Source organism: Limosilactobacillus agrestimuris (assembly GCF_943193105.1).
GTDB classification, from domain to species: Bacteria; Bacillota; Bacilli; order Lactobacillales; family Lactobacillaceae; genus Limosilactobacillus; species Limosilactobacillus agrestimuris.
Genome location: NZ_CALPCW010000003.1, coordinates 169,743 through 191,326, shown reverse-complemented (window position 1 = coordinate 191,326; position 21,584 = coordinate 169,743). Strand labels below are relative to the sequence as shown.

At 39.3% G+C, this 21,584-nt stretch carries 29 protein-coding genes; 2 read left to right on the top strand and 27 right to left on the bottom strand.

Annotated features, from left to right (window positions below; genetic code table 11):
* Positions 1–377: 377 nt before the first annotated feature.
* From NFR46_RS03740 to NFR46_RS03650, 20 genes are all read right to left on the bottom strand, one after another.
* The gene (locus tag NFR46_RS03740; protein ID WP_251574816.1) at positions 378–887 is read right to left on the bottom strand and encodes an HNH endonuclease; all 510 of its coding nucleotides are present in this window, start codon (positions 885–887) and stop codon (positions 378–380) included.
* 37 nt (positions 888–924) lie between these two features.
* The gene (locus tag NFR46_RS03735; protein ID WP_251574814.1) at positions 925–1,155 is read right to left on the bottom strand and encodes a hypothetical protein; all 231 of its coding nucleotides are present in this window, start codon (positions 1,153–1,155) and stop codon (positions 925–927) included.
* Positions 1,145–1,417: a hypothetical protein gene (locus NFR46_RS03730; RefSeq protein ID WP_251574812.1), complete on the bottom strand. Its 273-nt coding sequence runs from the start codon at positions 1,415–1,417 to the stop codon at positions 1,145–1,147. Before NFR46_RS03730 ends, NFR46_RS03735 begins: the two co-directional genes overlap by 11 nt.
* 238 nt (positions 1,418–1,655) lie before the next feature.
* Complete coding sequence (locus NFR46_RS03725) at positions 1,656–2,840, bottom strand: metallophosphoesterase (RefSeq protein WP_251574809.1); 1,185 nt, start codon at positions 2,838–2,840, stop codon at positions 1,656–1,658.
* A 691-nt stretch (positions 2,841–3,531) separates the two neighbouring features.
* The gene (locus tag NFR46_RS03720; protein WP_251574807.1) at positions 3,532–3,960 is read right to left on the bottom strand and encodes an ArpU family phage packaging/lysis transcriptional regulator; all 429 of its coding nucleotides are present in this window, start codon (positions 3,958–3,960) and stop codon (positions 3,532–3,534) included.
* Between the two features lie 29 nt (positions 3,961–3,989).
* The gene (locus NFR46_RS03715; protein ID WP_251574805.1) at positions 3,990–6,284 is read right to left on the bottom strand and encodes a DNA primase family protein; all 2,295 of its coding nucleotides are present in this window, start codon (positions 6,282–6,284) and stop codon (positions 3,990–3,992) included.
* 165 nt (positions 6,285–6,449) lie between these two features.
* Positions 6,450–6,629, bottom strand: a complete 180-nt coding sequence (locus NFR46_RS03710; protein ID WP_251574803.1) for a hypothetical protein — start codon at positions 6,627–6,629, stop codon at positions 6,450–6,452.
* Between the two features lie 18 nt (positions 6,630–6,647).
* Positions 6,648–6,914, bottom strand: a complete 267-nt coding sequence (locus NFR46_RS03705; protein ID WP_251574800.1) for a hypothetical protein — start codon at positions 6,912–6,914, stop codon at positions 6,648–6,650.
* A 16-nt stretch (positions 6,915–6,930) separates the two neighbouring features.
* A complete protein-coding gene (locus NFR46_RS03700; protein ID WP_152717558.1) occupies positions 6,931–7,293 on the bottom strand; it encodes a hypothetical protein in 363 nt (120 codons plus the stop codon).
* Positions 7,294–7,311: 18 nt separating this feature from the next.
* The gene (locus NFR46_RS03695; protein WP_251574799.1) at positions 7,312–7,545 is read right to left on the bottom strand and encodes a hypothetical protein; all 234 of its coding nucleotides are present in this window, start codon (positions 7,543–7,545) and stop codon (positions 7,312–7,314) included.
* A 16-nt stretch (positions 7,546–7,561) separates the two neighbouring features.
* Entirely contained in the window at positions 7,562–7,693 is a 132-nt protein-coding gene (locus NFR46_RS09380) for a hypothetical protein (protein ID WP_277612847.1), read from the bottom strand.
* 35 nt (positions 7,694–7,728) lie between these two features.
* On the bottom strand, positions 7,729–7,947 hold the full coding sequence (locus tag NFR46_RS03690; protein ID WP_251574798.1) for a hypothetical protein: 219 nt from the start codon (positions 7,945–7,947) through the stop codon (positions 7,729–7,731).
* A 176-nt stretch (positions 7,948–8,123) separates the two neighbouring features.
* Entirely contained in the window at positions 8,124–8,396 is a 273-nt protein-coding gene (locus NFR46_RS03685; RefSeq protein WP_251574797.1) for a hypothetical protein, read from the bottom strand.
* A 141-nt stretch (positions 8,397–8,537) separates the two neighbouring features.
* Positions 8,538–9,050 carry an IbrB-like domain-containing protein gene (locus NFR46_RS03680; RefSeq protein ID WP_251574796.1) on the bottom strand — a complete coding sequence of 171 codons (513 nt, stop codon included), beginning with the start codon at positions 9,048–9,050 and terminating at the stop codon, positions 8,538–8,540.
* A 1-nt stretch (position 9,051) separates the two neighbouring features.
* Positions 9,052–9,447, bottom strand: a complete 396-nt coding sequence (locus NFR46_RS03675) for a GNAT family N-acetyltransferase (protein WP_251574795.1) — start codon at positions 9,445–9,447, stop codon at positions 9,052–9,054.
* A 16-nt stretch (positions 9,448–9,463) separates the two neighbouring features.
* Positions 9,464–10,765, bottom strand: coding sequence for a DUF3440 domain-containing protein (locus NFR46_RS03670; RefSeq protein ID WP_251574794.1), 1,302 nt, complete (start codon positions 10,763–10,765; stop codon positions 9,464–9,466).
* Between the two features lie 137 nt (positions 10,766–10,902).
* Positions 10,903–11,136: a hypothetical protein gene (locus tag NFR46_RS03665; protein ID WP_251574792.1), complete on the bottom strand. Its 234-nt coding sequence runs from the start codon at positions 11,134–11,136 to the stop codon at positions 10,903–10,905.
* 85 nt (positions 11,137–11,221) lie between these two features.
* Complete coding sequence (locus NFR46_RS03660) at positions 11,222–12,409, bottom strand: SNF2-related protein (RefSeq protein ID WP_251574790.1); 1,188 nt, start codon at positions 12,407–12,409, stop codon at positions 11,222–11,224.
* The gene (locus NFR46_RS03655) at positions 12,390–13,628 is read right to left on the bottom strand and encodes a hypothetical protein (RefSeq protein WP_251574789.1); all 1,239 of its coding nucleotides are present in this window, start codon (positions 13,626–13,628) and stop codon (positions 12,390–12,392) included. The genes NFR46_RS03660 and NFR46_RS03655 overlap by 20 nt, the downstream gene beginning before the upstream one ends.
* A gap of 31 nt (positions 13,629–13,659) precedes the next feature.
* A complete protein-coding gene (locus NFR46_RS03650; protein WP_251574787.1) occupies positions 13,660–14,010 on the bottom strand; it encodes a DUF771 domain-containing protein in 351 nt (116 codons plus the stop codon).
* A 473-nt stretch (positions 14,011–14,483) separates the two neighbouring features.
* Here NFR46_RS03650 and NFR46_RS03645 point away from each other — a divergent pair, with 473 nt between their 5' ends.
* Together NFR46_RS03645 and NFR46_RS03640 are read left to right on the top strand one after the other, a co-directional pair.
* On the top strand, positions 14,484–15,002 hold the full coding sequence (locus tag NFR46_RS03645; RefSeq protein WP_251574785.1) for a helix-turn-helix transcriptional regulator: 519 nt from the start codon (positions 14,484–14,486) through the stop codon (positions 15,000–15,002).
* A complete protein-coding gene (locus tag NFR46_RS03640) occupies positions 15,002–16,126 on the top strand; it encodes a tyrosine-type recombinase/integrase (protein ID WP_251574784.1) in 1,125 nt (374 codons plus the stop codon). The genes NFR46_RS03645 and NFR46_RS03640 overlap by 1 nt, the downstream gene beginning before the upstream one ends.
* A 179-nt stretch (positions 16,127–16,305) precedes the next feature.
* On the opposite strand, the gene dprA is transcribed toward NFR46_RS03640, so the two are convergent.
* The 7 genes from dprA to NFR46_RS03605 form a co-directional block, all read right to left on the bottom strand.
* Positions 16,306–17,046 carry a DNA-processing protein DprA gene (dprA, locus tag NFR46_RS03635; RefSeq protein WP_251574783.1) on the bottom strand — a complete coding sequence of 247 codons (741 nt, stop codon included), beginning with the start codon at positions 17,044–17,046 and terminating at the stop codon, positions 16,306–16,308.
* A gap of 46 nt (positions 17,047–17,092) precedes the next feature.
* Positions 17,093–17,866 (bottom strand): ribonuclease HII, encoded by a 774-nt coding sequence (locus NFR46_RS03630; protein ID WP_251574780.1) that lies wholly within the window; start codon positions 17,864–17,866, stop codon positions 17,093–17,095.
* On the bottom strand, positions 17,859–18,731 hold the full coding sequence (ylqF, locus tag NFR46_RS03625; protein ID WP_251574779.1) for a ribosome biogenesis GTPase YlqF: 873 nt from the start codon (positions 18,729–18,731) through the stop codon (positions 17,859–17,861). Before ylqF ends, NFR46_RS03630 begins: the two co-directional genes overlap by 8 nt.
* 12 nt (positions 18,732–18,743) lie before the next feature.
* A complete protein-coding gene (locus NFR46_RS03620) occupies positions 18,744–18,971 on the bottom strand; it encodes a YozE family protein (RefSeq protein ID WP_251574777.1) in 228 nt (75 codons plus the stop codon).
* Between the two features lie 14 nt (positions 18,972–18,985).
* Positions 18,986–19,576 carry a YpmS family protein gene (locus NFR46_RS03615; RefSeq protein ID WP_251574776.1) on the bottom strand — a complete coding sequence of 197 codons (591 nt, stop codon included), beginning with the start codon at positions 19,574–19,576 and terminating at the stop codon, positions 18,986–18,988.
* Positions 19,577–19,579: 3 nt separating this feature from the next.
* A complete protein-coding gene (locus NFR46_RS03610; RefSeq protein ID WP_251574775.1) occupies positions 19,580–20,503 on the bottom strand; it encodes an SGNH/GDSL hydrolase family protein in 924 nt (307 codons plus the stop codon).
* Between the two features lie 70 nt (positions 20,504–20,573).
* Entirely contained in the window at positions 20,574–21,416 is an 843-nt protein-coding gene (locus NFR46_RS03605; RefSeq protein WP_251574774.1) for a DegV family protein, read from the bottom strand.
* Between the last annotated feature and the right edge of the window lie 168 nt (positions 21,417–21,584).

The following is a 21,584-nucleotide window of genomic DNA, read 5'->3' as shown; positions in this document are numbered from 1 at the left end:
CGCCTGAGCGCCTGCCCCTGATGATACTGTTTTGTTGGATTAATCGTCTAACAAAAGTCGAGGGCAATGTGTGCGCTCTTCTTTCAAAGCCCGTGAGGCGGGGGGATCAAAAAGTTTTCAGCAAAATTTTCACAAAATTTATCAGCATGTAATTTTGCCGTGACATTTTGTCACACCGTGACTCTCAAGCCATTTATCGAAGTGTCGCTCATCATGCCCAAAGGGCTGTTAACAGGCCGTTTAACACGATTTCAAACATGCCATTAACATGCCATCATCATCCAATTAACGTCGTGTCCAACCGCCTGAGCGCCTGCCCCTGATGATACTGTTTTGTTGGATTAATCGTCTAACAAAAGTCGAGGGCAATGTGTGCGCTAGTCGACTGACTTTGTATTCATCAGTCGTCTAATGGTTAACAAGTCAATAACTGGTGTAACGTCTTTAAGTTCATTGCCTTGTCCTGTTCCGTAATAGGATTGTTCCCAGTCTGTCTTGAGCCTATGACATTGTCTACATATTGTAGCTAGATTTGTTACGTCTGCTTTTCTAGTAGAGTCATACTCAATAGGTACAGTGTGGTCAACCGTTTTGGAGTTTGGCTTATGACAATACTGGCATAAGTAATGATCCCGTTCTAACACTTGCTTACGTAATGATGACCAAGTACGAGTACGATAAAACTTATACTGATCACTCTTTGACGCTGTTCTGTTACGTGTTAGGTGGTTGTACTTACGTTGGTAGTTGGCCTGATGAGCTCTTGCCCAACGTTGACGGTTAGCCAAGTATTCAGCTTCGCGTTCATAGTGACGAGTGCAATAATGATCTGGATATTGAACCATTGCATGACATCCCGGTTCACGACATCTTCTAAAACGTGGCATGTCAATCACCCCTTTATCGTTAAGTTAAAGTAAATAGCTACTTCTTAAACTTTTTATTGAACTTGTGATTTCGATAGACATGCCACGTTGAAAGACCTAGTAGAATCAAAACGATCATAACAACGCTTAGAACTAACACAGCAAGAACAGGTAAAAATACGATCCACCATGACCAAGTAACAATTCCTGCAAGTTTTAGAACCGCAAAGACAATCGTTAAAATAACTGCAATCGTTCCCAAATCAATGCTTGAGCTATTATTCTCCATCTTTATCACCACCCGTATAATTGTCTATAGTGCGTTCGATTCGTTGTAAAGTATTAGACATTGACATTAACGAATGAGCCATATCACTGATGTATGACTTAGTTGTACCAGGCATTGACGCTTTCAATTCATCATCAGTAATCAAGTCATCCTCTACATTGTCATCATCAACTTGTTCATTAAGACTTTGTACATATGCTTGATAAGATTTGGCATATTCATTCAGCATGTTCAATGCATCTTTTAGCTTTTCATCAGTCATATAATCATATCCTTTCTATTAACCAATAAATAAAATCTGCCATTTTTGGCAATGCTCGATGGTGGAATCGAACCACCTACTCACTTGAGTTTTTTATTCAGAAAGTTTAATCAGTCAGGAAAGGATAAAAAGTGACTGAGCGAGATAGTTTTTAAGTAAGATGAGAGTAGAAAGTGAGGTGTTTGTGAGTAGCAAACCTGCACGAGCAAAATAAAAGCGCTGTGATAAGCGCCACGTGTTAAGCTTCGAGGTATCGAATGGATACCAAGCGTTCTTTATTAAACTCAAATAATTCCATCTTCCGTCGTGACATGGTGAATCCTTTCCGACGTTCCCAATTGTCTGACGGCTTTGGTGTACCAACTTGGAATGTAACAACTCCGCTGTCATCATTAACCACTTCCTTGTGGAAATGACCCCAAAAACAAGCGTGGTAGTCAGTCTTTGACCAAATTTTTTTAGCATCATTAGCAAATAACATTGGTAGACGTGATTTGGCAAAGTCACCATGAGCTACGAGGAATCCGCACTTATCAACGTTGAAAGCTGTCCATGTGTTGGTGGTGATTTCAAAGTGATCAACAAAACGCTGATATCGTTGCTTCATACCGACCGACCAAACGTATCCTAAGTCTGCATCATGGTTACCAGGTACACTGAGAACAACCACGTGATTAGACTTATAAATAACATTATCAAGTAACTCCATGAAAAACTTGGAGCCATCAGCTATTGCCTTTGGCATGTCAACTGGATCTAGTTGAGTTCCTTTTACAGTCTTGCTAGTAGTGACTGAATTGGAATGGAAGTAATCACCACCCAAGATAACCAGCACTGAATTAAATCCTTGATTCACAACATCCTCAATTTGATCAAGATATGTCTTCATTGCATCATAAGAATTAATTCCAAAATGCATATCAAAAAGCGGAATAATTAGCGTATTCCGTGCTTCTTTAAAGTGATGCTTATTCTTTGATTTGAGCGGTTTTACTGAAGCATTGATAGACTTAATAACGTCATCAATGGAATAACCAACCGGTTTGACAGTGATTTTAGTTTGATAACTTATTTTGTCTTTGGTTGGGCGTCCCCATTCATTGCTGACACAAGACGTAATAACAAATTTATCAGGATCCAACCCATGAGCCTTCAAAATATCTTTATCAGACATCTTTTGACCAGCCTTTACAGTAACCAAAGCAGATGAAGAAACTGTAGAAGATTTTGTAGACGTTTTAGTGGCCTTCTTAGTAGTTCTTTTGGTTGACGACTTAACACCTTTGGTTCGCTTTGCTTTGTTAATCTTTTCAAATCCCCAACGAACATGACGATAAGAAATACCAAGTTCTTTAGCAATTTGCTTCATCGTTAAACCATCAGATCGTAATTGTTGCAATTCATTTAAAAGTTCGTCTGTCATAATAATCCATCCTTTACCTTTAAAACGTCAAAAGCCGCCGAGCAATTGCTCAGACGGCTTTATATATAATTTTCTCACTATACTAATTATATTACACATATTGTCTTACGACTGCCATTATACTGCCAAAATACTGCCATTAGTTATTCAATGATATATTTAAATTAATTGAACAAATCCGATGAATTACCACCGCACAACATTTCACAAGCGCAATTTATGGACTAAATGAACGTCCCACGCATGGTTAATTGAGTCACAACAAAAATTTTAATTCACAATCTAACTTGTAGTGCGTGCATCCCTTGGGCGAGTAAGGATTAAGAGAGATCACAACAAAAATGTGCTGAAGGTCGCTCCGTTATATATAGAGAATTAAGATGAATTAATATAAGTTACTTAACTACTATTAATTCTTTATATAATAAATACTAGATTTTATATAAAATGGTTGTGATTAACGTATATGTACGATATATCGCACTTCTACTGCACAACAAAAATATTTTGGGCTTGCCAACTTTTTGTAAAACCTTATTATATCAACGTTTAAAGCACCTAAAATCACAACGCTACTTTTCACACTTTTGTTGTGCTGAGCTGCTGATGACGTCAAACAGCCCTCAAACAGCTTAACCAATCGTTCCAACAAAAAAAGATCCAGCCATTTCTGACTGGATCTGATGATTTGTTATACTGTTTGCTTATCGTTTAGTAGCTTGTACGCTTCCTGTACAAGTTGGCCTGCGTTGTACGAATAAGCAAAGCTTAAAAGTGCCTGCTTTTGCTTTCGATAGAACGTCCGTTCGGGAATGTACAATGACATACAAATCTTGAGTGGCCGTTCATTTTTCATAAACTCACGACGAATGATAGTGCTCTGCATGTCATCCATCAAGTCCAATGCGCGGTTAACTCGGCGAATTAGCTCTGCAGCATCTGCAGCGTTAATAAGCTTTAGCTCTTGGCTGTTACTCGCTCCGGTTGCCTTTGGCATTCCATCCATTGATGGTGAGCTAACACTCTCTGCCGATTTCCGCAGAAGCATCGCCCGGCTCAGCGTGTCCGACAAAAAGTATCGTGTGCAACTAACAATTTGGTTATCCATTTCTTTACTCATAATAATCTCACCCTGTCATCTTTCCTGTCTTACTTGTGGTTATTTACTGCTTGAGCCTTCTTGATCACAGACTTAGTGACCGTATCAAACATGCTTGCCCAATCCTTGGTGATGTTTTCTGATTTGACACCTGTTTGACGTCTTGGATCTAGAAGTGTCACGGCGGGCTTGGAGAAGGCTGAAGTATAGGCATCTGAATCAAAACTAAGTGCTTTATCGATCTTTTCCACTTGATGATCGCTCAGCTGTTCACGACTGTTAATGGTTAACTGGTTAAATAGCTCTTCAACCGTCTTTTCACGTATACTTTCATCAGGTAAGACCACTGATGAATACTCGGTCTTAACGATCTTATCAATCGCATCACTAAAAAGACCGGGCATATAATCGTTAAAGCCTTTGAGATAAGGAGATGCGGTGATACCCAAATAACAACGTCCACGATTCGTGTTAGCTGACACCAGTAGATTTTCGGCAATATCGTGGAAATTCTTTGACGTAAATGGGTGATTAATCCCAGCGTCTTTACAGTATTGTTGATAAATCTTGTATAGCTCTCCCTTTTGGATCCATCCCCTCTTATTTGCGACTAACCATGCAGAACTGGTGTAACGTTTGCCGTAATTCAAATCGTCATCAGAATAAGAGCCTTCAATCAATTTGTGATTTAACGCTGTCGGAACTAACCGATTCCAGAATTCTGACATAGTAATAATCCGGTCAAAGAGGAATTGAGTAACGCTATTTGCACCAAAACGATAAATTGAAAGTGCTGCTTTGATTGATTGTGGGTAGTCATCAAGCGGATCTTGATAGATTCGTGGTGCCTGGTCATCAGTGATTTTACCCGCTTGATATTCAGCACGTGCTTTTTCAATGATAGCTTTACGTGCATTTCGTTCACTAGCAGCTTTTACACATCCTTGTACCAACCACGTTAAAATGCCCGGTGCTTCTTTCTTTAACTCATCAGTCAGGTGTGGATCATTTGCTAAGCTGTTGGCTGCGATTTGGTGGTTGAAAGGGATGATAACCAGCCGTCTCATTAACGCTGCACTGGTTGTGTCTGACTGAGGAACGTCGTTAGCTGCAATGAATAAGGTGAACTGCGGTGTTAAAGTGAACGGCTTCTCATTAAGTCCACGCGCTTGCGTTTTATCTTGACCAGTGAGCGATTTGATAAAACCTTCTTCAAATTTTTCATTTCTAGCTGGTTCTGTTGTTGATACAAACCTTTTTCCGGCTAGTTGAGCAAGTGCTGGTGACGGACCGTTCGCATTTCCTCCAAACTTAGACGTTAGGAAAAGGTGAACGTCAGTGGCAAGACTGAATCCACTTCCGTCTTCAACGTCACCACTAAGTGCATAATGAATTGCACTAATGAGAACACTCTTACCATTGCGTCCTTTTGGTCCCCAAAGTACAAAAAATTTTTCTCCTTGGTCGTAACCAAGTAGTGAACACCCAAGCATGTACTGAACGTAAGAAATTAACTCTTTGTCATCTTGAAAGGTTTCTTTTAAGAACTCTAACCATCGTGGTGCTTGAGCTTGAGGGTCGTATTCGTGTGGTACACATTGAGTGAAATAATCAGATTCTTTATGGTCTTCTAACTCACCAGTTAATAAATTAATTTCCCCATTAGTTACGTTCAGCTTTGTATTTTCCATGTTGTATCGTAGGTTTGAACGTCCAAGTAGTTGACCAGTCTTTGATAGGCCAACGATTGCGGATGCACCAGCTTTACTTGCAAGACGTTTTAAGAACTTACCAATATCTTTTTCCCTGTTAGCAATGCCAAAATCGTACTGAGTGCCGGCGAAGCTCTCAACTTGACTAACGTAAATCATTTGCAGTTGATCAACGATTTGGTAGATTTGAGGGGTGTTATCTGGTGCTTTTACCCATCGGGTGGTGTCCCAAATCCACCAACATTGGCGGTCCAAGTCGTAAATCAAATGACCCTTAGCAACCGCCGATAACATCTTAGCTGCACCAAATTCAGTGTAGTCAAAGACACATCCGTTTTTTGTCACATCATCTGCCAAACAGTAACTCCACGTAATTTCATGCTGGTTAATAAACATTCCAATCGTGGTTGTCGTCTTCTTTTGACGTCCTGATTGTACTTGTTGTTTTCGTTCTTCATCAGTACGACGCTTGCCGGTCTTGATGTCAAAGAACGGATCATCTTCATCAGGGATGAGTGCCTTTGCCTTTGCAACAATTTCAGGTTTGGTTCCTGGTTCAACTTTTCGATCTGGGTCTAGTGCCCATTCTTTCATTTGAGAAGCGGTTGAGTTGTTAGTTAAAACTTTACTCATAAAAATTATCCTTTCCATTTTCAACAGAAAGGATCATACAGCAATGTGATATAATAGTGCTGTAAGATCCATTTCGGCTTAGTTCCATAGTTTTGATGTTTTGGAGATTACATTTGGATTTGACTGATTGAGTAGTGACGGCTACTTAATTGGTCTTTTTTTAGTTTAGTCAATGTAATCACCATAGTAATCATCCTCTAAATCTTCTGGGTCGACACCATGCTCGTCAGCATCTCCAAAATATTTATAAGCGTCATCACGCATTGCAGCTTCTTGACCCATCTCATAGTCGATAAGCTCATTCTTTTCAGCTTGTGACAAATCGTCAAAATCTTCATCAAACATAGTTATTACCTCACTTTACTAATCCAATGCTTTTAATGCTTTTTCGTATTGCTTTTTTAACGCTCCGGCATGTTCTTCTTCGTCAATGCCACCAGCATTAATTGCTTCATCAGCTTCACAATCCAACATGTAGTCTTCCAAACTGTCAATCTGGTGGCTAATCATGCGTTTAATTGCTTCTTTCATTCCAGCTGGATCCAACCAACTTTGCTTAACCTCGTTAACCAACTTGTCAACTTCACCATCATTTTCATGCCACATCAAACTACTTAAATCCTTTTCCATTGTTAACAACTCCTTTTTAATCATTGAATAAGTATGCCAAATCGCCTTTAAATTCATGAGACTTTGCACCACCGTGAACATCTGGTGCTGGCGTATCAGCTTTAACTGGTTCGTCTTGTTCGTCCTCGTCATCTTTCATCTTAACGATTTCAAGTCGTGCAACATCCGTTTCAGTACGATTATTTGGTAGTGGATAGTACACGATCTTGAAGTGGTCAAATGATGGACTAGCTGATACCGACTTGACACCACAACCATAGCTTCCATAGTCATGAACCCGCTCGAACAATTCATGCTCAGCCTCTGGACGTGTCAACTTTGACCGCAAAACTTTTCCGTTCCTAACGACTTCCCAACATTGTTTGTTTAAGTACGACATAACAATCTCACCTTTCTTTTAATCAAACACCTTTTCAAAATCTTTAAAATCTTCATCAGTCCAATTGGTTTCTTGATGAATGCTCCAACCAACACCATCTTCATCAATGAAAGTCTCATAAGGTGATTGGGGGTTGCTGGTGACTGGAGTAACAAAGTTTCCAGCTCCTTCAACCATCTTGATCACTGAATCTTTGCCAAATCCATCACCATAGAACTTTCCATCTTTCCAGACACTATAAATCGTTTCCATAGGCATTCATCCTTTCTTACTTAGTGCCAACAGTCAGATAGTAGTAAGGATCTTTGTGCAATTCTTGCAGTTCCTCAACCTGACCATCAGCAACCTGATTGAAACTGAAACCAAAAACCTTAAAGCTAATCTTCTTCATAAAACTCATGTTAATTACCTCACTCTTAATAAATCCTTTGCTAACTAGAAACCTAAATTGCTAACCTTGTGACGTACTCGGTTGATGCGTTCGAGCTCACGGTTAGTGCTTTCCATGTCCATACCAAGCAACTTTCCCGATTCAATCGTCATGTCAAACAGTTTAGTTAACTGTTCATTGATTTCACAACGCGTTTCGTTCATCTTTTCATGTAACTCACGATACTTGGATAAGTCTTCACTCGTTGAAACTTTCAAAGTCATAACTCTCACTTCCCTTCCTTGATTACATATATAGTATAACACCTAAAAATCACTCCAAACCGCGCTACATCAACGATTAGACGACCCTCTGAGGGGCATTTACTTGCTATTAAAAACTAAAAATCACAACTCACAATTAATTGTTGATTTTTTCAATTTTGATGGCTCATGGCTGATTACTCCTTTGATTTCAGGCTTGACATCTTGACGTGGATTTTCGGCCACGGAATGGAATTTATCCAAAACCAGTATTCATCATGGTTTGCGCTCCATAACTCATGCACGTCTTCGTCTCCGTGAGACTTTGCTTGAGCAAAAATCTTGTGATAAGGCGCGGTGAAACGCTGAAAGTCAAGCATTGCGTCGGCTTCGTTCTTGTAGCTCGGACTGATTTGCCAGTGTGGGTTCAAGCGGTCGTCAATCGTAAATAATACAGTCATTTTCTTCATAATTGGTCTAGTCCTTTCATCTAATCCTTTCCAAAAAGTTCATCAATCTGTCCATCAGTAACCTTATAATCAGTAGGATCTGTGCTTAGCAAGTCCACCCAATCTAAATCCAAGTCATCATACATAGGCATCACCTCCTCATTAATCCCACGACTTGCTAAATTCCTTATCAGCAAACAATGCTGCAATACCACTAACCTGCTTGAGTCGTAATAACTCATCAGCTGACATACCAATATTCTTCATGATCCACTGGTCTGACATCCCCGAATCCTTTAATTCCTTCACAATGTTAACCATCAAATCGACATCGTGAGTACCACGAGCTCGGTTGTGTCGAATAGTTGAAGCAATCCGGTCTTGAATTGGTTTGTCAATAACTGAAACAGGCAGTAAACCATGTTCACGTTCATAGATATCCTTGTGTTTCAACATTGTGGTGTAACGGTGGTATCCATCAACAATTTCATAACGTCCGTCCGGCTTTTGATAACAAACAATTGGCATTGTGTAACCGTCATCTTTAATTGATTCGTATAATAGTTTGTCTTCAGGGAGAGCCATCTTGTTTGGGTTATATGAGTTGGCGTCAATTTGTTCAACTGGTACTGGACGAACATTGTAAGCTGGTGATTTAAATTCTTTCTCTGTCATTTTAAGCAACCTCTTTCTTCATGAAGTGAATTCCGTTTTTGTTGGTGTGATCTAGTAATAACCCGCATTTTTCAAAAATTGGTTTGCTCATATCGGTGGCAAATGCTGTGACTCGCTTTGGTGTAAAGATGAAGATAGCTCCACCCAAAGCCCAATCAGTGAGCTTGCTGCCAATTCCTTGACCACGATACTCCTTGGCTACGAATAGCCCTTTGATTCGTAACGTTGTCTGTCCAACAATTCGTGCTCCACAGCAACCAATCAGCTTGCCGTTGTTATAGGCTCCCCACCACATGCCGTATCCGTCAATATCAACACGTTCTTTATCAGCATGATTTTGCTTCAGCATTTTAGTTACTTCTTTGCCATTAGTTAAGCTATATTCAATGTCTGTCATTATTAACAATCCTTTCCTACAAAATATTCTGATACTTCTCAATTGCATGTTTACGCTTCTTAATTTCTTCCTTGGTTTGTGCAAATCCCATATATTTGCAAGCAAAGTCATTTTTCATAATACAAATGCACATCCGCTTATAAGTTGGAATCGCGCGGAAGTTGTCAATTGTGGTGTCATCTAAGTAATCATCAAATTTGATTACTTCCTTGTCCTTCTTACCCCGGTTATTAGGCTTCCCGGTTCGAATCACTGGCGCGCCTTCATCAACCAGTTGCTGAATTGTCTTCTTATCACGTGCACCACCAACTCGCCAACTCTTTTTTGAAGCTTCTAACTTCTTTAGATAATTCTCTTTGGTTTGTTCTGGTAGTGTGTCTAGTAAGAAGTACATGTATTGCTTCCAGGTGAATCCATCCGGCTTTTGGATCTTGCGCCAACCCATAATCTTGGTATCACCATACGTTCCAGTAAAGTCAACACCATTCACTCTTCCAATCATCTTGCTCCAAGTATTCGGATCAATCGCCTTATAGAGCTTTAATGATGCTTTTGCATAATCGTTAAAAGGCGATGCAACACGCATATCGTCAATTTTGACACCTGCTTGGTACATCAAATCGTATAAGTGGTTATACTTCCAACCTTGCCGGGCATTAGCGATCCAATCATCTTGAGTGTTCCAGTCATAAATTGGATAAGCTGCAACATAACCTTCCTTTTTAGTCACCCACTTCTTACCGTCATACTGGTTAACCTTCTGCTTGCTGGTGATTGCTGATTGTCGGTTTAATGATTCACTTGCTTTGATACCAACAAGTACAACTGACTTGCCGTCATTTTGATTAGCCCACCAGGCATCAAAGTTATCTTGCACTGTGTAGTCCCAGTCGTCGTAATCAAACTGCGCATTGTCCTGGTTAATCACATAAGGTTTGTCTGGCATTTGACGTACCCAGATTTTTTCTTTTGACTTTTCCCAAGGCACCCAATGGTTTTGAAACATTGAAGTTGAACACTGAGCCTTGATTGGTAGACATAACCAATACTTTTGAACTTCATTTGGCAAGTCTTCAAATGTTTCAGTTACATAATCGGTAGTCATTTGATACTGTGCCTCGTAATCTAAGGTATAAACCGCTAGTTTGTCGAGTTGATCATGCTTCTTTGCATAATCAAGTGCTAGATTGAGAACAACACCAGAATCCTTACCTCCGGAAAATGCAACCATTACGTGATCGAATTCATTAAAGATGTATTCAATCCGTTTTTGAGCTGCATCCCAAACAGTTTCATCACGATAATGTTTAACGCTCATTATCATCAATCCTTTCGTTCTTTTCATTATTAATTATATCATGTGGAAACGCCGTCATATCAAGCTACAAGCGGCGTTTGATCATCCTCTCACGGCGAATTACTAGCTCTCATTTTCATAAAAGCACAACCTCACTTTTATCTCTTTAAATCATCATCAGCTTGTGTATTGACTGGTTTAATTGGATCTGGCTTATGTGTTGATATGTCAGGTAAAACTGCGCTCTCTTTTTCAAAAGCCATCTCAATTTCATCTATTGTTATCGGTCGACTTGTTCCACTGGTTGGTGTGAACAGCCTGGGAAGATATCCGACATAGGTGTGATCAGTATGAACACTGATTAGTGCATTTGGTAGCCAAAAAGTCTTCATAGAATGAGGCAACTTGATTAAACTAGCTTTACCCGTGTCATATCGAATCTGGCTGTCATTAAATAGGATTCTCATGATGTTACTCCTACAACAACTTCTTAAGCTGTTCTTTCTTCTTGTGTTGGGATGCAGCCTTGAAGGACTTTAACAAGGATCCTTTACCTGAAATGTTGTGGTTCATCATTGACTCAAGGCCAACATCACCATCAAGATACCAATAGGTGACGTCTTCTTTTTGACCCATTCGGTAAGTTCTCCGTTTGGATTGTTCCAAAGTGGCGTAATTCCAGGTCTTATCATAGAAGATGGTGTACTTATAACGTTGTAGGTTAAGACCTAACGAGCCTTTGCCATAAGTCAGAACAAGTGCTTTTGGATATCTTTCTTGTAGCTCTTCACGCGTGGCAATGAATTTCACGAAGATAATTGTTTTATCCTCTTCAACTTCATCTTTCATCAGATCATCCAGTGCTCTGAGCTTGTCATCATCCAAGCTGTAACTTTGTTGCATCTCTTGAAAAGTACCCAAAACGCTAACGTCACTCATTTCTTCGATATGCTCTATCAGTTTGTCTTTGAGCTTTTGATAAAGCGTATCATCGTATACCCAATAGTCTTTACGCTTTTCATTGGAGCCAACATTGAGGTTCAATTTAGCATCAAACACATAAGGCTCAATCAAGGAGTACAGATACTCAAGGTTGGCATAACCGCTGATGAAAGTTTTAATGGTTGCATGATTCTTTTGAACTTTCGTGTATTCACAAAACTTGTTCATAAAAGCATTCTTGTCCATCTTCAAAATCTTTGGACTTAGAAATGTCATTTGAGAATATAAATCAAGAATGTTTTTAGATAGCGGTGTTCCGTTCAGGATCAGCTTGTAATAAGCCTTTTGACCAAGTTTGATCACTCGTTGAGTTCGCTTTGCATAAACATTTTTAATCTTTAATGATTCATCCACCACAATGAACACTCGCTTGTACTTGTCAAGTTTGTTGTATAAGTCCATATAAATTCGATCAGATGCACCAATTGATTCAACACCAACGATTTCATGTGGCTTATCAAAGTCCCATTTTGTGAGTTCATCTTTCAGGTTGTCCTTGGTTTGAAAAGGAACAATCCACAAAACAAAATCTGATTGTGATGACTCAACTAACTGGATTGCGGTTAAGGTCTTGCCAGTTCCTGGCTCCATAAATAAAGCACCAACTCTTAACTTCTCCAGTTTGTCGATTGCTTGCTGTTGACTAACGCTTAAGACTGTCATCAGCCTCAACCTCCTTTGCTTCAATATGCTTTGGCCGGTGGTGGAATTCAGTTAAATTAGTTCCAAGGTCGTTGTCATGAGCATACTTTGAAATCTTCTTTTCATCACCAAACTTGGTATGAAGTTCTTTCAAATCAATCTTTTCATCATTATCATCCGTCAAGTCGAAATCTTCGGGGATGCTTGTGTTGAAGTAATAGGCTTTATCAATCAACAGAGCGATTGGATACCAGAAAGATTGACGATCACTGAGGTTAATGAGAACAGCTTTATTAGTTACAGCTTCAATGTCATCAATAGTTACAGAAAAATCTCGCAACTGTTTCTTCTCACGTTTACGAGCTTCACGGCGTGCCTGCCGTTTTGCCTTTTGTTTGTCACGCCATTGCTTAGCATAAAACGCATGTGATGCATCGTAATAATTGACATGCTCAGTGTCGTCCGTGACTTCCACTCCATACTTACCGTGGAGGGCATCAGTCATCTTTTCTAGTTTGTGTTTGATTTCCTTGAACTTAACAAACAAATCATTGCGATCATCAACTAGTTGCCGAAGTTCGTCGTACATCCGGTCTTCTTCACTTTCACCAATTGGTTGAATCTCCTTAGTGTCTAACACTTCCCAAGTGTCATCACTTTTATCCAATCCGTCTCGCTTCACTAGCCCACTGAACTCCATGATGGCGAATTTTGCATCTTTGTTAATGCATAGTTTTGGATTGTTGTGAGTTCCACAAGTATCTGCCATGGTTTTAATATCACAAAGTGCAACAACATTTGGCGACTTGATACATGCTCCACTATCTCGGTCATATGCGTGAACTAATGGACGACCGTGGTACATTGCATCAAGTGATGAAAATGAACTATACCATGGACCAACGGTTCGTGATTCAGCTGAGATATCTTTCTTCAGCTTGATAGTGATTACAGTTACTGGAGCATATGATTCGCACATTCCATAGGCTTTAACTAATGCTTTGTTCATCTCATCTTTACTTTCAGCAGGAACAATCCATTTCTTGGCTTCGCGATCCCAGTTTGCTCCATCAATCTTATGCATAGATGAAATAAAGGTTTTACTATAAGGCGTGTCAACACGGTAATCACCATCTTTGTTGATAGTCGTGCTGACTTCCGATTTAGTGATTAACCGGATTTCGTCTGAAGTCAATTGGCGTCCGTTAACGATGTGTTCAATAATGCTTTGTGTATCCATGATTTATGTATCCTTTCGCTTTTAATCTTGGTTACTTGCTACGCTTGATCGGCTTAGCTAATCCAGCTTTACGCTTTAGAGTTATCGGTTCAGGTGCGTTCCAGTCAATCTTTTGTGTGTTTTCAGACAGCCACTTCTTAGCAGCTTTGACATCTAGCACTTTGATCCGAACGCCCCGGTGTTCTGGCTTAGTGATCCACCCCCCGTTGTTTACAAGCACTTCTGGATACTTACGTAGGATGTAGTACTTGATCCAGTCACGGCTCTTACCGTGGAACAATGCGTATCGCGCTTCGTCAAACTTCATTGTTGACGGTTCTTTTGCTTTGAGGCGGTCAGCAATTGCATCTGCTATCTTGTTGATTGTTGCATCATCTAACATATTTGTTCCTTTCTGCCTCAAACAAAAAACCAGCCTTTAATCGAATCGCAAGTTTCTTGTTTGAAACTCACCGCCCGACTAAAAGCTGGTGATTATTTATATCGTCCTCTTTTCAAGTGCCCAGATATTATTTAACCTTTTTTACAAAGGTAAGCAGCTTTGGCTTCTGTAGTAGCTATACTGCTTTGAACTTCCATAGGCGTAGGTATCGCAACCAACATCCTAGTTCCCGCAAGTTCTAAATAGGAGCTAGTCATCGCAGTCGTACACTTGAGGTGTAGACGATTTTTATTTAATTTTGTTTGAAGAGTGGCTATCCCTTTCTTCATCTTCTATACTACTACTTTTTAATCTAATGTCAACATATTTTTTAAATTAATTTGATTAATGTTTATATTTGGACTATTTGTAGTAAAAATATTTGAAAGGTCTTTTGCCTTTCTTCACTATCCATACTATCACCATTAATTCATATGTCAACATATTTTTTAAATTATTTTGAAAAATACTTATATATGTATTATGATGCTATATATAAGGAAGTGATCTTTTTGAAAGACCTAGATAAACAAAGAAAGAGTATTGTAACTGAGCGGTTTCGCGATGCTGTGGTTAAATGGATAGCTGATCATCATTCTAATCAGACAGACTTAGCCATTCGCGCTGGTGTCAGTCGTAATGTTGTTGCTAACATAGTTTCCGGTCATCGCACCCCTACTTTAACTTCAGCAGTACTACTGTCAAGAGCAATGGGCACTCCCCTCGACGAAATAGAAGGTGGACGAATCGCGGACGTTGCAGACCCGGCCGAGTTTGCAGCGATTTTTAAAGAAGACTTTTTGAATACTCTCAAATCGACCGTCACGAACGGTCAGTACTATAGTAATGAACTGGTCAAACTCACAAGCAACCAGAAAGATACTATTATTAGATTGGTTTATGCATATCTTAATGTGACTAAGACCGGTCATTTTAAAGGAGATGGCAAATAATGTCTGTATTTAGAAACAAAAATGGTCAACGTTGGACCGCGAGATTCAGATGGAGGACCGGTGGAAAACAATATTCAATAAGTAAAACTTTTTCAACAAAAGCTGATGCTGAAGAATGGGAACTTAAGAAGAAGATTGATCATCTACAAGGTGTAGACAAGAAGCTAACGAGATTCTTATGGCTTTATGATAAGTATTTTGACACTTATAAAAAAGACTACTTGCGTAAAACCACTAGAGACCAGTGGGACTATGTACGTAGTAAATTTGAAGGCTTTTTCGGCGATGACAGGACTGTTCAGTCAATTAAGTTGGATGACTATCAAAGTTTTCTTAACTCGTTAAATTCAGAATTGACGCACAAAACGATGCTCACTATTCACCGGACGTTATCTCAAGTATTTTCCTATGCAGTTCAATCAGGTTATATTAACCGCAATCCCGCTGACATGGCTAGAGTTGGTGGCAAGAAGAACAGAGAGGTTACTTATTTAAGTATCTCTCAGATTAAGCAAGTTTTGGACTTTTGTAGACATCACCACTTCCCGGCACGAGAAGGCAAGCACGTTCAAGTTGGAACACCGATTTTGATTGAAGCCGCAATATTAAGCGGATGCCGATTGGGAGAACTTGCTGGTTTGACGTGGGATTACGTAGACACTGAGAACTCAATTTTTCATATCAGACGTCAACTGGACACACACAACCATAGAAAGCCAGAATTCAAAGATTTAAAAACCGAAAATTCAACTCGTGATATTCCAGTCCCTCACTATTTGATTGAGGATATGAAGAAACTCCACAGTGACGGGGATGAGTTAATATTCTACACGCAACGTAATTTGCCGGTGAGCACGTCATCAGCTTCACGATATACGCACCGTCTACTAGATAAACTAAAAATTGACGCGGAGAACTTTCACTTTCACAGTTTTAGGCACTCTCACGTAGCACTTTTACTTGCCAACGGTGTTGACATCTACGCTATCAGTAAGCGACTAGGCCACAATAACATCAGGACTACCATGGAGATATACTCATACTTGATGGATGAAAAGAAAGAAGAAGAGAACAAAAAGATCCTATCTGTTCTAAACAACTTAGGGGAACAAGCTGAGCACTAATAGTTCTGCTTACTAAATTGTCTCACTTGTGCCTCGCCTGTCGTCATCAGTCAATATTTATCAACAAATTTGTATAAAAATGCACCTCAGATTATACTATATCATGCGCAAGGTATCACCCGTAATCGTTGATACAACAGCGTTTATGGGCTCTTTTTTGTATATATAAAAAGTACATATTAAGTATATATTGTGTACGCTATTTTTGCCGTGATTAGGCTCCCGCTGCGCTTCTTCGCTTCGACAACCAGAATTGTTTCGGCCAATCCGGCAATAATCCGGTTCCTTTCTGGAAAATGGAAAGCAACCGGTGCCTCACCTAGGCCATACTCTGAAATCACTAATCCTTTTTGGGCAACCGCCTCTTGGAGAGCTTGATGGTTCCGTGGATACACTTGGTCCAGGCCACAACCAACAACACCAATTGTTTTTCCCCGCCGTTCTAAAGTAATCTGATGGCTTAACCCATCAACTCCTGCAGCTAATCCACTCACAATCGTAATTCCGCGTTTTACAACTACCGGCAAAAGCCCCTTTAACGTTGCTGAACCGTAACTTGTCATTTGACGCGCTCCTACTATTGCCAAACACTGTGTATTCAACAAACTAATATCACCACGATAGAACAAGACTAACGGTGGACAAAAGATTTCACTTAACTGTTGTGGATATTCATTGTCGACAATTGTTATATAAGATTGCTTCATATTTAACTGGACCTTTTCCTGTAATTCGAAACTTTCCCACTTGTTTAACAACACATTTTGTGCCCGAATACTGATCCCTGAACGTTCAATCAGTAAGCTAATATTATTAAATGACCGTTCCTTTTCAGCCGTTTTCCATAAACGCCACCGTGAAATTGGACTTAATCCTGGACAAAGGCATAATTTTAATAAAAATTCTCTAACTTGTAACATAAAAAATTCCCCCTACTTATTAGTACGGAGAATTTTAAATTTGTTATTATTTTAAATACTCTGGAACCGGATTAAATGAACGACGGTGAATCGGGGTTGCTCCTAATTGGCGTAATCCAGCTAGGTGCTTTTTTGTCCCGTATCCCATATTTTCAGCAAAATCATAACCCGGATAAACCCGATCATAATCTCGCATAAGGTGATCACGATATTCCTTTGCAACGATACTAGCAGCAGCGACGCTAATTGATTTTTGGTCCCCTTTAATTAGGGTCGTTTGCGGTATATTAAGCTCAGGCAACGGTACAGCATCAACAATCAAATGTTCAGGGTGGTGATGCAATTGTCGAACGCTTGTCATCATCGCGTCTTGCGTTGCTGCATAGATATTTAACCGATCAATTTCTTGTGAATTATTAACCGCAATACTAACATCAACTGCCTCATTAACAATTTGTAGATAGAGATTTTCACGCTCATGACGCGTAAGCTGTTTTGAATCAGTAACTCCAATTAGATCAAATGATGAATCTAAAATAACAGCACAGGTAACCACCGGTCCTGCTAATGGGCCTCGTCCAACTTCATCCATTCCGGCGACATAACGACATCCATGTTCCCAATAGTAATTTTCAAATTTAAACCGTTGATGAAATGCAGCGACTGCTTTTTGATGTCGTTTTTCTCGCCGTTGCCACTGCTTAAGAGCATTTTGAACTCCCTTTCGGGGATCTTCAGATAATTCTGTTAGCAATGGTGAATCAGGATCATGGAGCTCCTTTAATTCTTGTTTAATTTCCGCAATGGTTTGCTTACTCATTAATCCCATCCTCGTTTAAGTCTGCTGGGACTTCCATTGTGATTGGTCCTAATTTACCCTTCCGCAAATCGAAAATTAGACGTTCACTTGCCCGATCATAATCATCACGGAAGCCCATTTTTTCAGTGATCCTTAATAATAGATCAGGATCCGAAACATTTTCATCTAGATCAGCATCTGTTAAGCGGTATCGTTTCTTCAATTCATCAGGCTGTTGATGACGAAGGTAATTGAGAGCAAATAAGGCAACATCATCCTTTGCATAAAGACTGTCTTTAATTGCCCCTGAAAGTGCAAGCATTGTCCCCTGCTTTTGGCTAGCAAACTTGTGCCACAAAACTCCAGGAGTGTCAAGTAATTCAAGCTCAGCAGACGAACGAAGCCACTGTTGCCCTGTTGTAACTCCTGGTCGATTTCCTGTTACAGCAACATTCTTCTTTACCAGGTGATTCAATAAGGTTGATTTCCCAACATTAGGAACGCCCACACACATTGCACGAATTGGTCGCTTCTTTAATCCCTTTGATGCTTCCCTTGCTAATTTATCGTGGAGGATTTCCTTGCTCTTTGCTGTGACAATTTTACTAACATTTTGCTGCCGTGAGTCAAGGGCTAAGACTGGTTGATCATGTTCCTTAAAATAGTTCAACCATTCATTTAATCTCTTAGGATCAGCAAGGTCAGTTTTAGTCATAATTAATAATCGTGGCTTTTCACCCGCTGCTAGTGCTATTTCAGGATTCTGCGAAGAATATGGAACTCGAGCATCGACAAGTTCAAAGACAATATCCACCAAGGGCATCTGCTCACGAATTTGACGTAGTGCTTTTGCCATATGCCCTGGGAACCATTGAATTGTAGCCATTTATTCTACCTCCTAATTCATTGCGTCCTGATACTGCTGCCAGGCAGTATCAAAAATTGTCATTGATGGTAAATAATCTGCATTTTCTTCTAAATATTTAGAAATCTCATCAAAATCTGTTGACTGTTTAGGAAACGCTGAATCAAAAAATGCATTATTAGCAAATTGTTCAACTTCATCTGCATCAGTAGGTTTCCGTTGAGTCATTAGGTAATGGTAAAAGCTATCACGAATTGCCATTTAATCTCCTCCTCTTATTTTTCAGGAACAGTAATTAAGAATTTAAAGTGACCATCTTGCATATTAATTTCCTGTGCTGAATACTTCAATTGGCGATTCTTACTGTAACGTTTTAGGTCTAATAGAACCGTCTTCTTCTTTGGATTAATAGAAACCCATTTAGGAATATTATAATTCTTGGCAATATACCCCATAACAAACTTAATTGGGATATTAAGGCGGCCAACACTTAACCCCTTAGCACGTAAAAGAACATTTCCTTGACTTGTACGCTCAGGAATAAAATTAATTGCAAAACGAACTTTAGTACCAAGGAATTTAGTGTTTCCTACTAAAGTTGCGTACTTTTCGCCAACCATAAAGTTATACTTAATTTTATTATCCTTTAAGAAATTATCCAAGTAGTTTGCTGATAAGGCATTTACTTGCTTTCGGTTTAACTCAACTACAAACGATGAATCATTAACCTTTGTCGACTGGACCATTTCCGGTTGCGGTGCTGGCGCAGTTGCCCGATGGAGGATCACACCAGATGAAACTACAATTACCAATACTAAGACAATAAATGCCCATTTCCACCAATTAATTTTCTTCTTACTAACCATTATCTATTTCCTCACATATTCCCAGCTATCATACTTAACCATGCTCCTAAACAATTGGTTTGCCATGTGTTGGTATCCTAAATGATTGGGATGAAAGTTATCCTCAGTTGAAATATACTCATTCAAGTTATGATCCTTATTCCCCATAATCGATAGCAACTGTGACTGCTTCACTTTACCATGGTTAACTTTTTCTTCTTGCTGAATTAATTGTTGCCGTTGTTCCTTTGTTTGATATTGGCCATACGACATCACCTTATAAATACTAACAAAGTGCATCTTGGTATATTTTTTCGTTACTTTTTCGGTTGCTTGATTCCACTGCTTAATCGAATCGTTAATTGCTACAACATCCGGGAAGTACGTATATACCGGATTATAAATACTCATCACAAAAATGGGTGCATATTGATTTTCTTTTCTAATTGCTGTGAATAACTGATTTAATTTATTTTCATACGTTCCCTGGGCCTGATTAATGCTTGATTGAATTTTACTTTGTGAATCCATCATAATGTCTTTTTCAAGAGTTTGCATTAAGTCATTTCCGCCAACCGTTACTACAATTACATCAGCATTTTTTAAATCCGTCTGCATCTTTTTTTGTTTATTTAACCGGGCTAGGATTTGATCAGACCGATCACCACTTACACCATAGTTTGCTGTCGAGACAGTGGTCTTCTTATATTTGTTTTGAATTTTCTGTTTGATGATCCCGACATAACCGCCATCTTTTTCTTCGTCACCCTGACCATAAGTAAGCGAATCACCAACCGCAACCAATTTTACATTTTTTCTCTCTACACGCTTAACTGGCTGTTCTTGCTTAATTTCTGAGTGAAAGAAGTAACGGTAGCTATACCAACTACCAATTAGGAACAGTAATAAAATCAGAATTACCCAAAACCATATTTTTCTTTTTCTCATTATTATTTTCACCTTTTATTAAAAAAGCGGCATAGTAACTATGACCGCTTTGAAAATGTTAAATTTTAGACTATTCAGTATAGTAGAGCAAGCAACAAGCCCCTAATCCAGTATGGGTAGCGATAATTGGTACTGTTTCCCGAACAACCACATCAAGATTGGGTTCAAATTCCTTAATCTTAGTTAAAAGACGGTTGACTTCACTATCACCTTGAACGTGAGAGATACCAGCACCCATAACTTTTGCTCCATCTTTCATTTCTTTGAGAATCCGATCCCATTCTTTATGAAGGGCCTTCTTTCCCCGTCCCTTCATAATAATATGAATCTGACCATCATAAACCTGAAGCATTACCTTAATATTCAAAAGGTTAGAAAGAGCACCGGCAAATTTACTAACACGACCACCAGCAACCAGATTATCCAAATTATCAATTGCTAAGTAAAGTTTTGAATGGGCAAGAACATACTTCATTCGTTCAATGGCATCCTCAACAGAGCCCCCATTCTCAATCACCTTAGCAGCTTCAATTATTTGAAAGGCCATTCCCCGATCGGTTGTTTGAGAATCATAGACAGTAACCTTTGTCTGAGTCATTCCTGCAGCCTGTTCAGCTGCATGAACAGTTCCACTAATGGATTCCATCATGTTCACACAAAGGACCTCACTGCCATCCTCACCAAGCTTATTAAATGCGTCAACAAACTTACCAATCGGTGGCTGAGATGTCTTAGGTAGTGACTTAGCTTTTTTCATCAACTCTGGGAACTGGTCATTAGTAATGGTTTCCCGTTCTACATATACAGTTCCATCAATCATTACCGTTAATGGAATAACCGTAATGTCATACTTTTTAATTTCTTCTTCCGTTAATCCAGCAGAAGAATCACAAACGATCTTAATCTTTCCCATGAAAATTCACTCTTCCTAGAAAATGTTATGTTATAATATTCTAGTCTTCGAAACTAGATGACAAGATTTTACAAACTATTATGCTATATAGATTTGCTATGGTCAACTTAATTATTTATTATTTAAGTATAGCAAAAGTAGCAGCAAAATTCATTGCTACATTATACG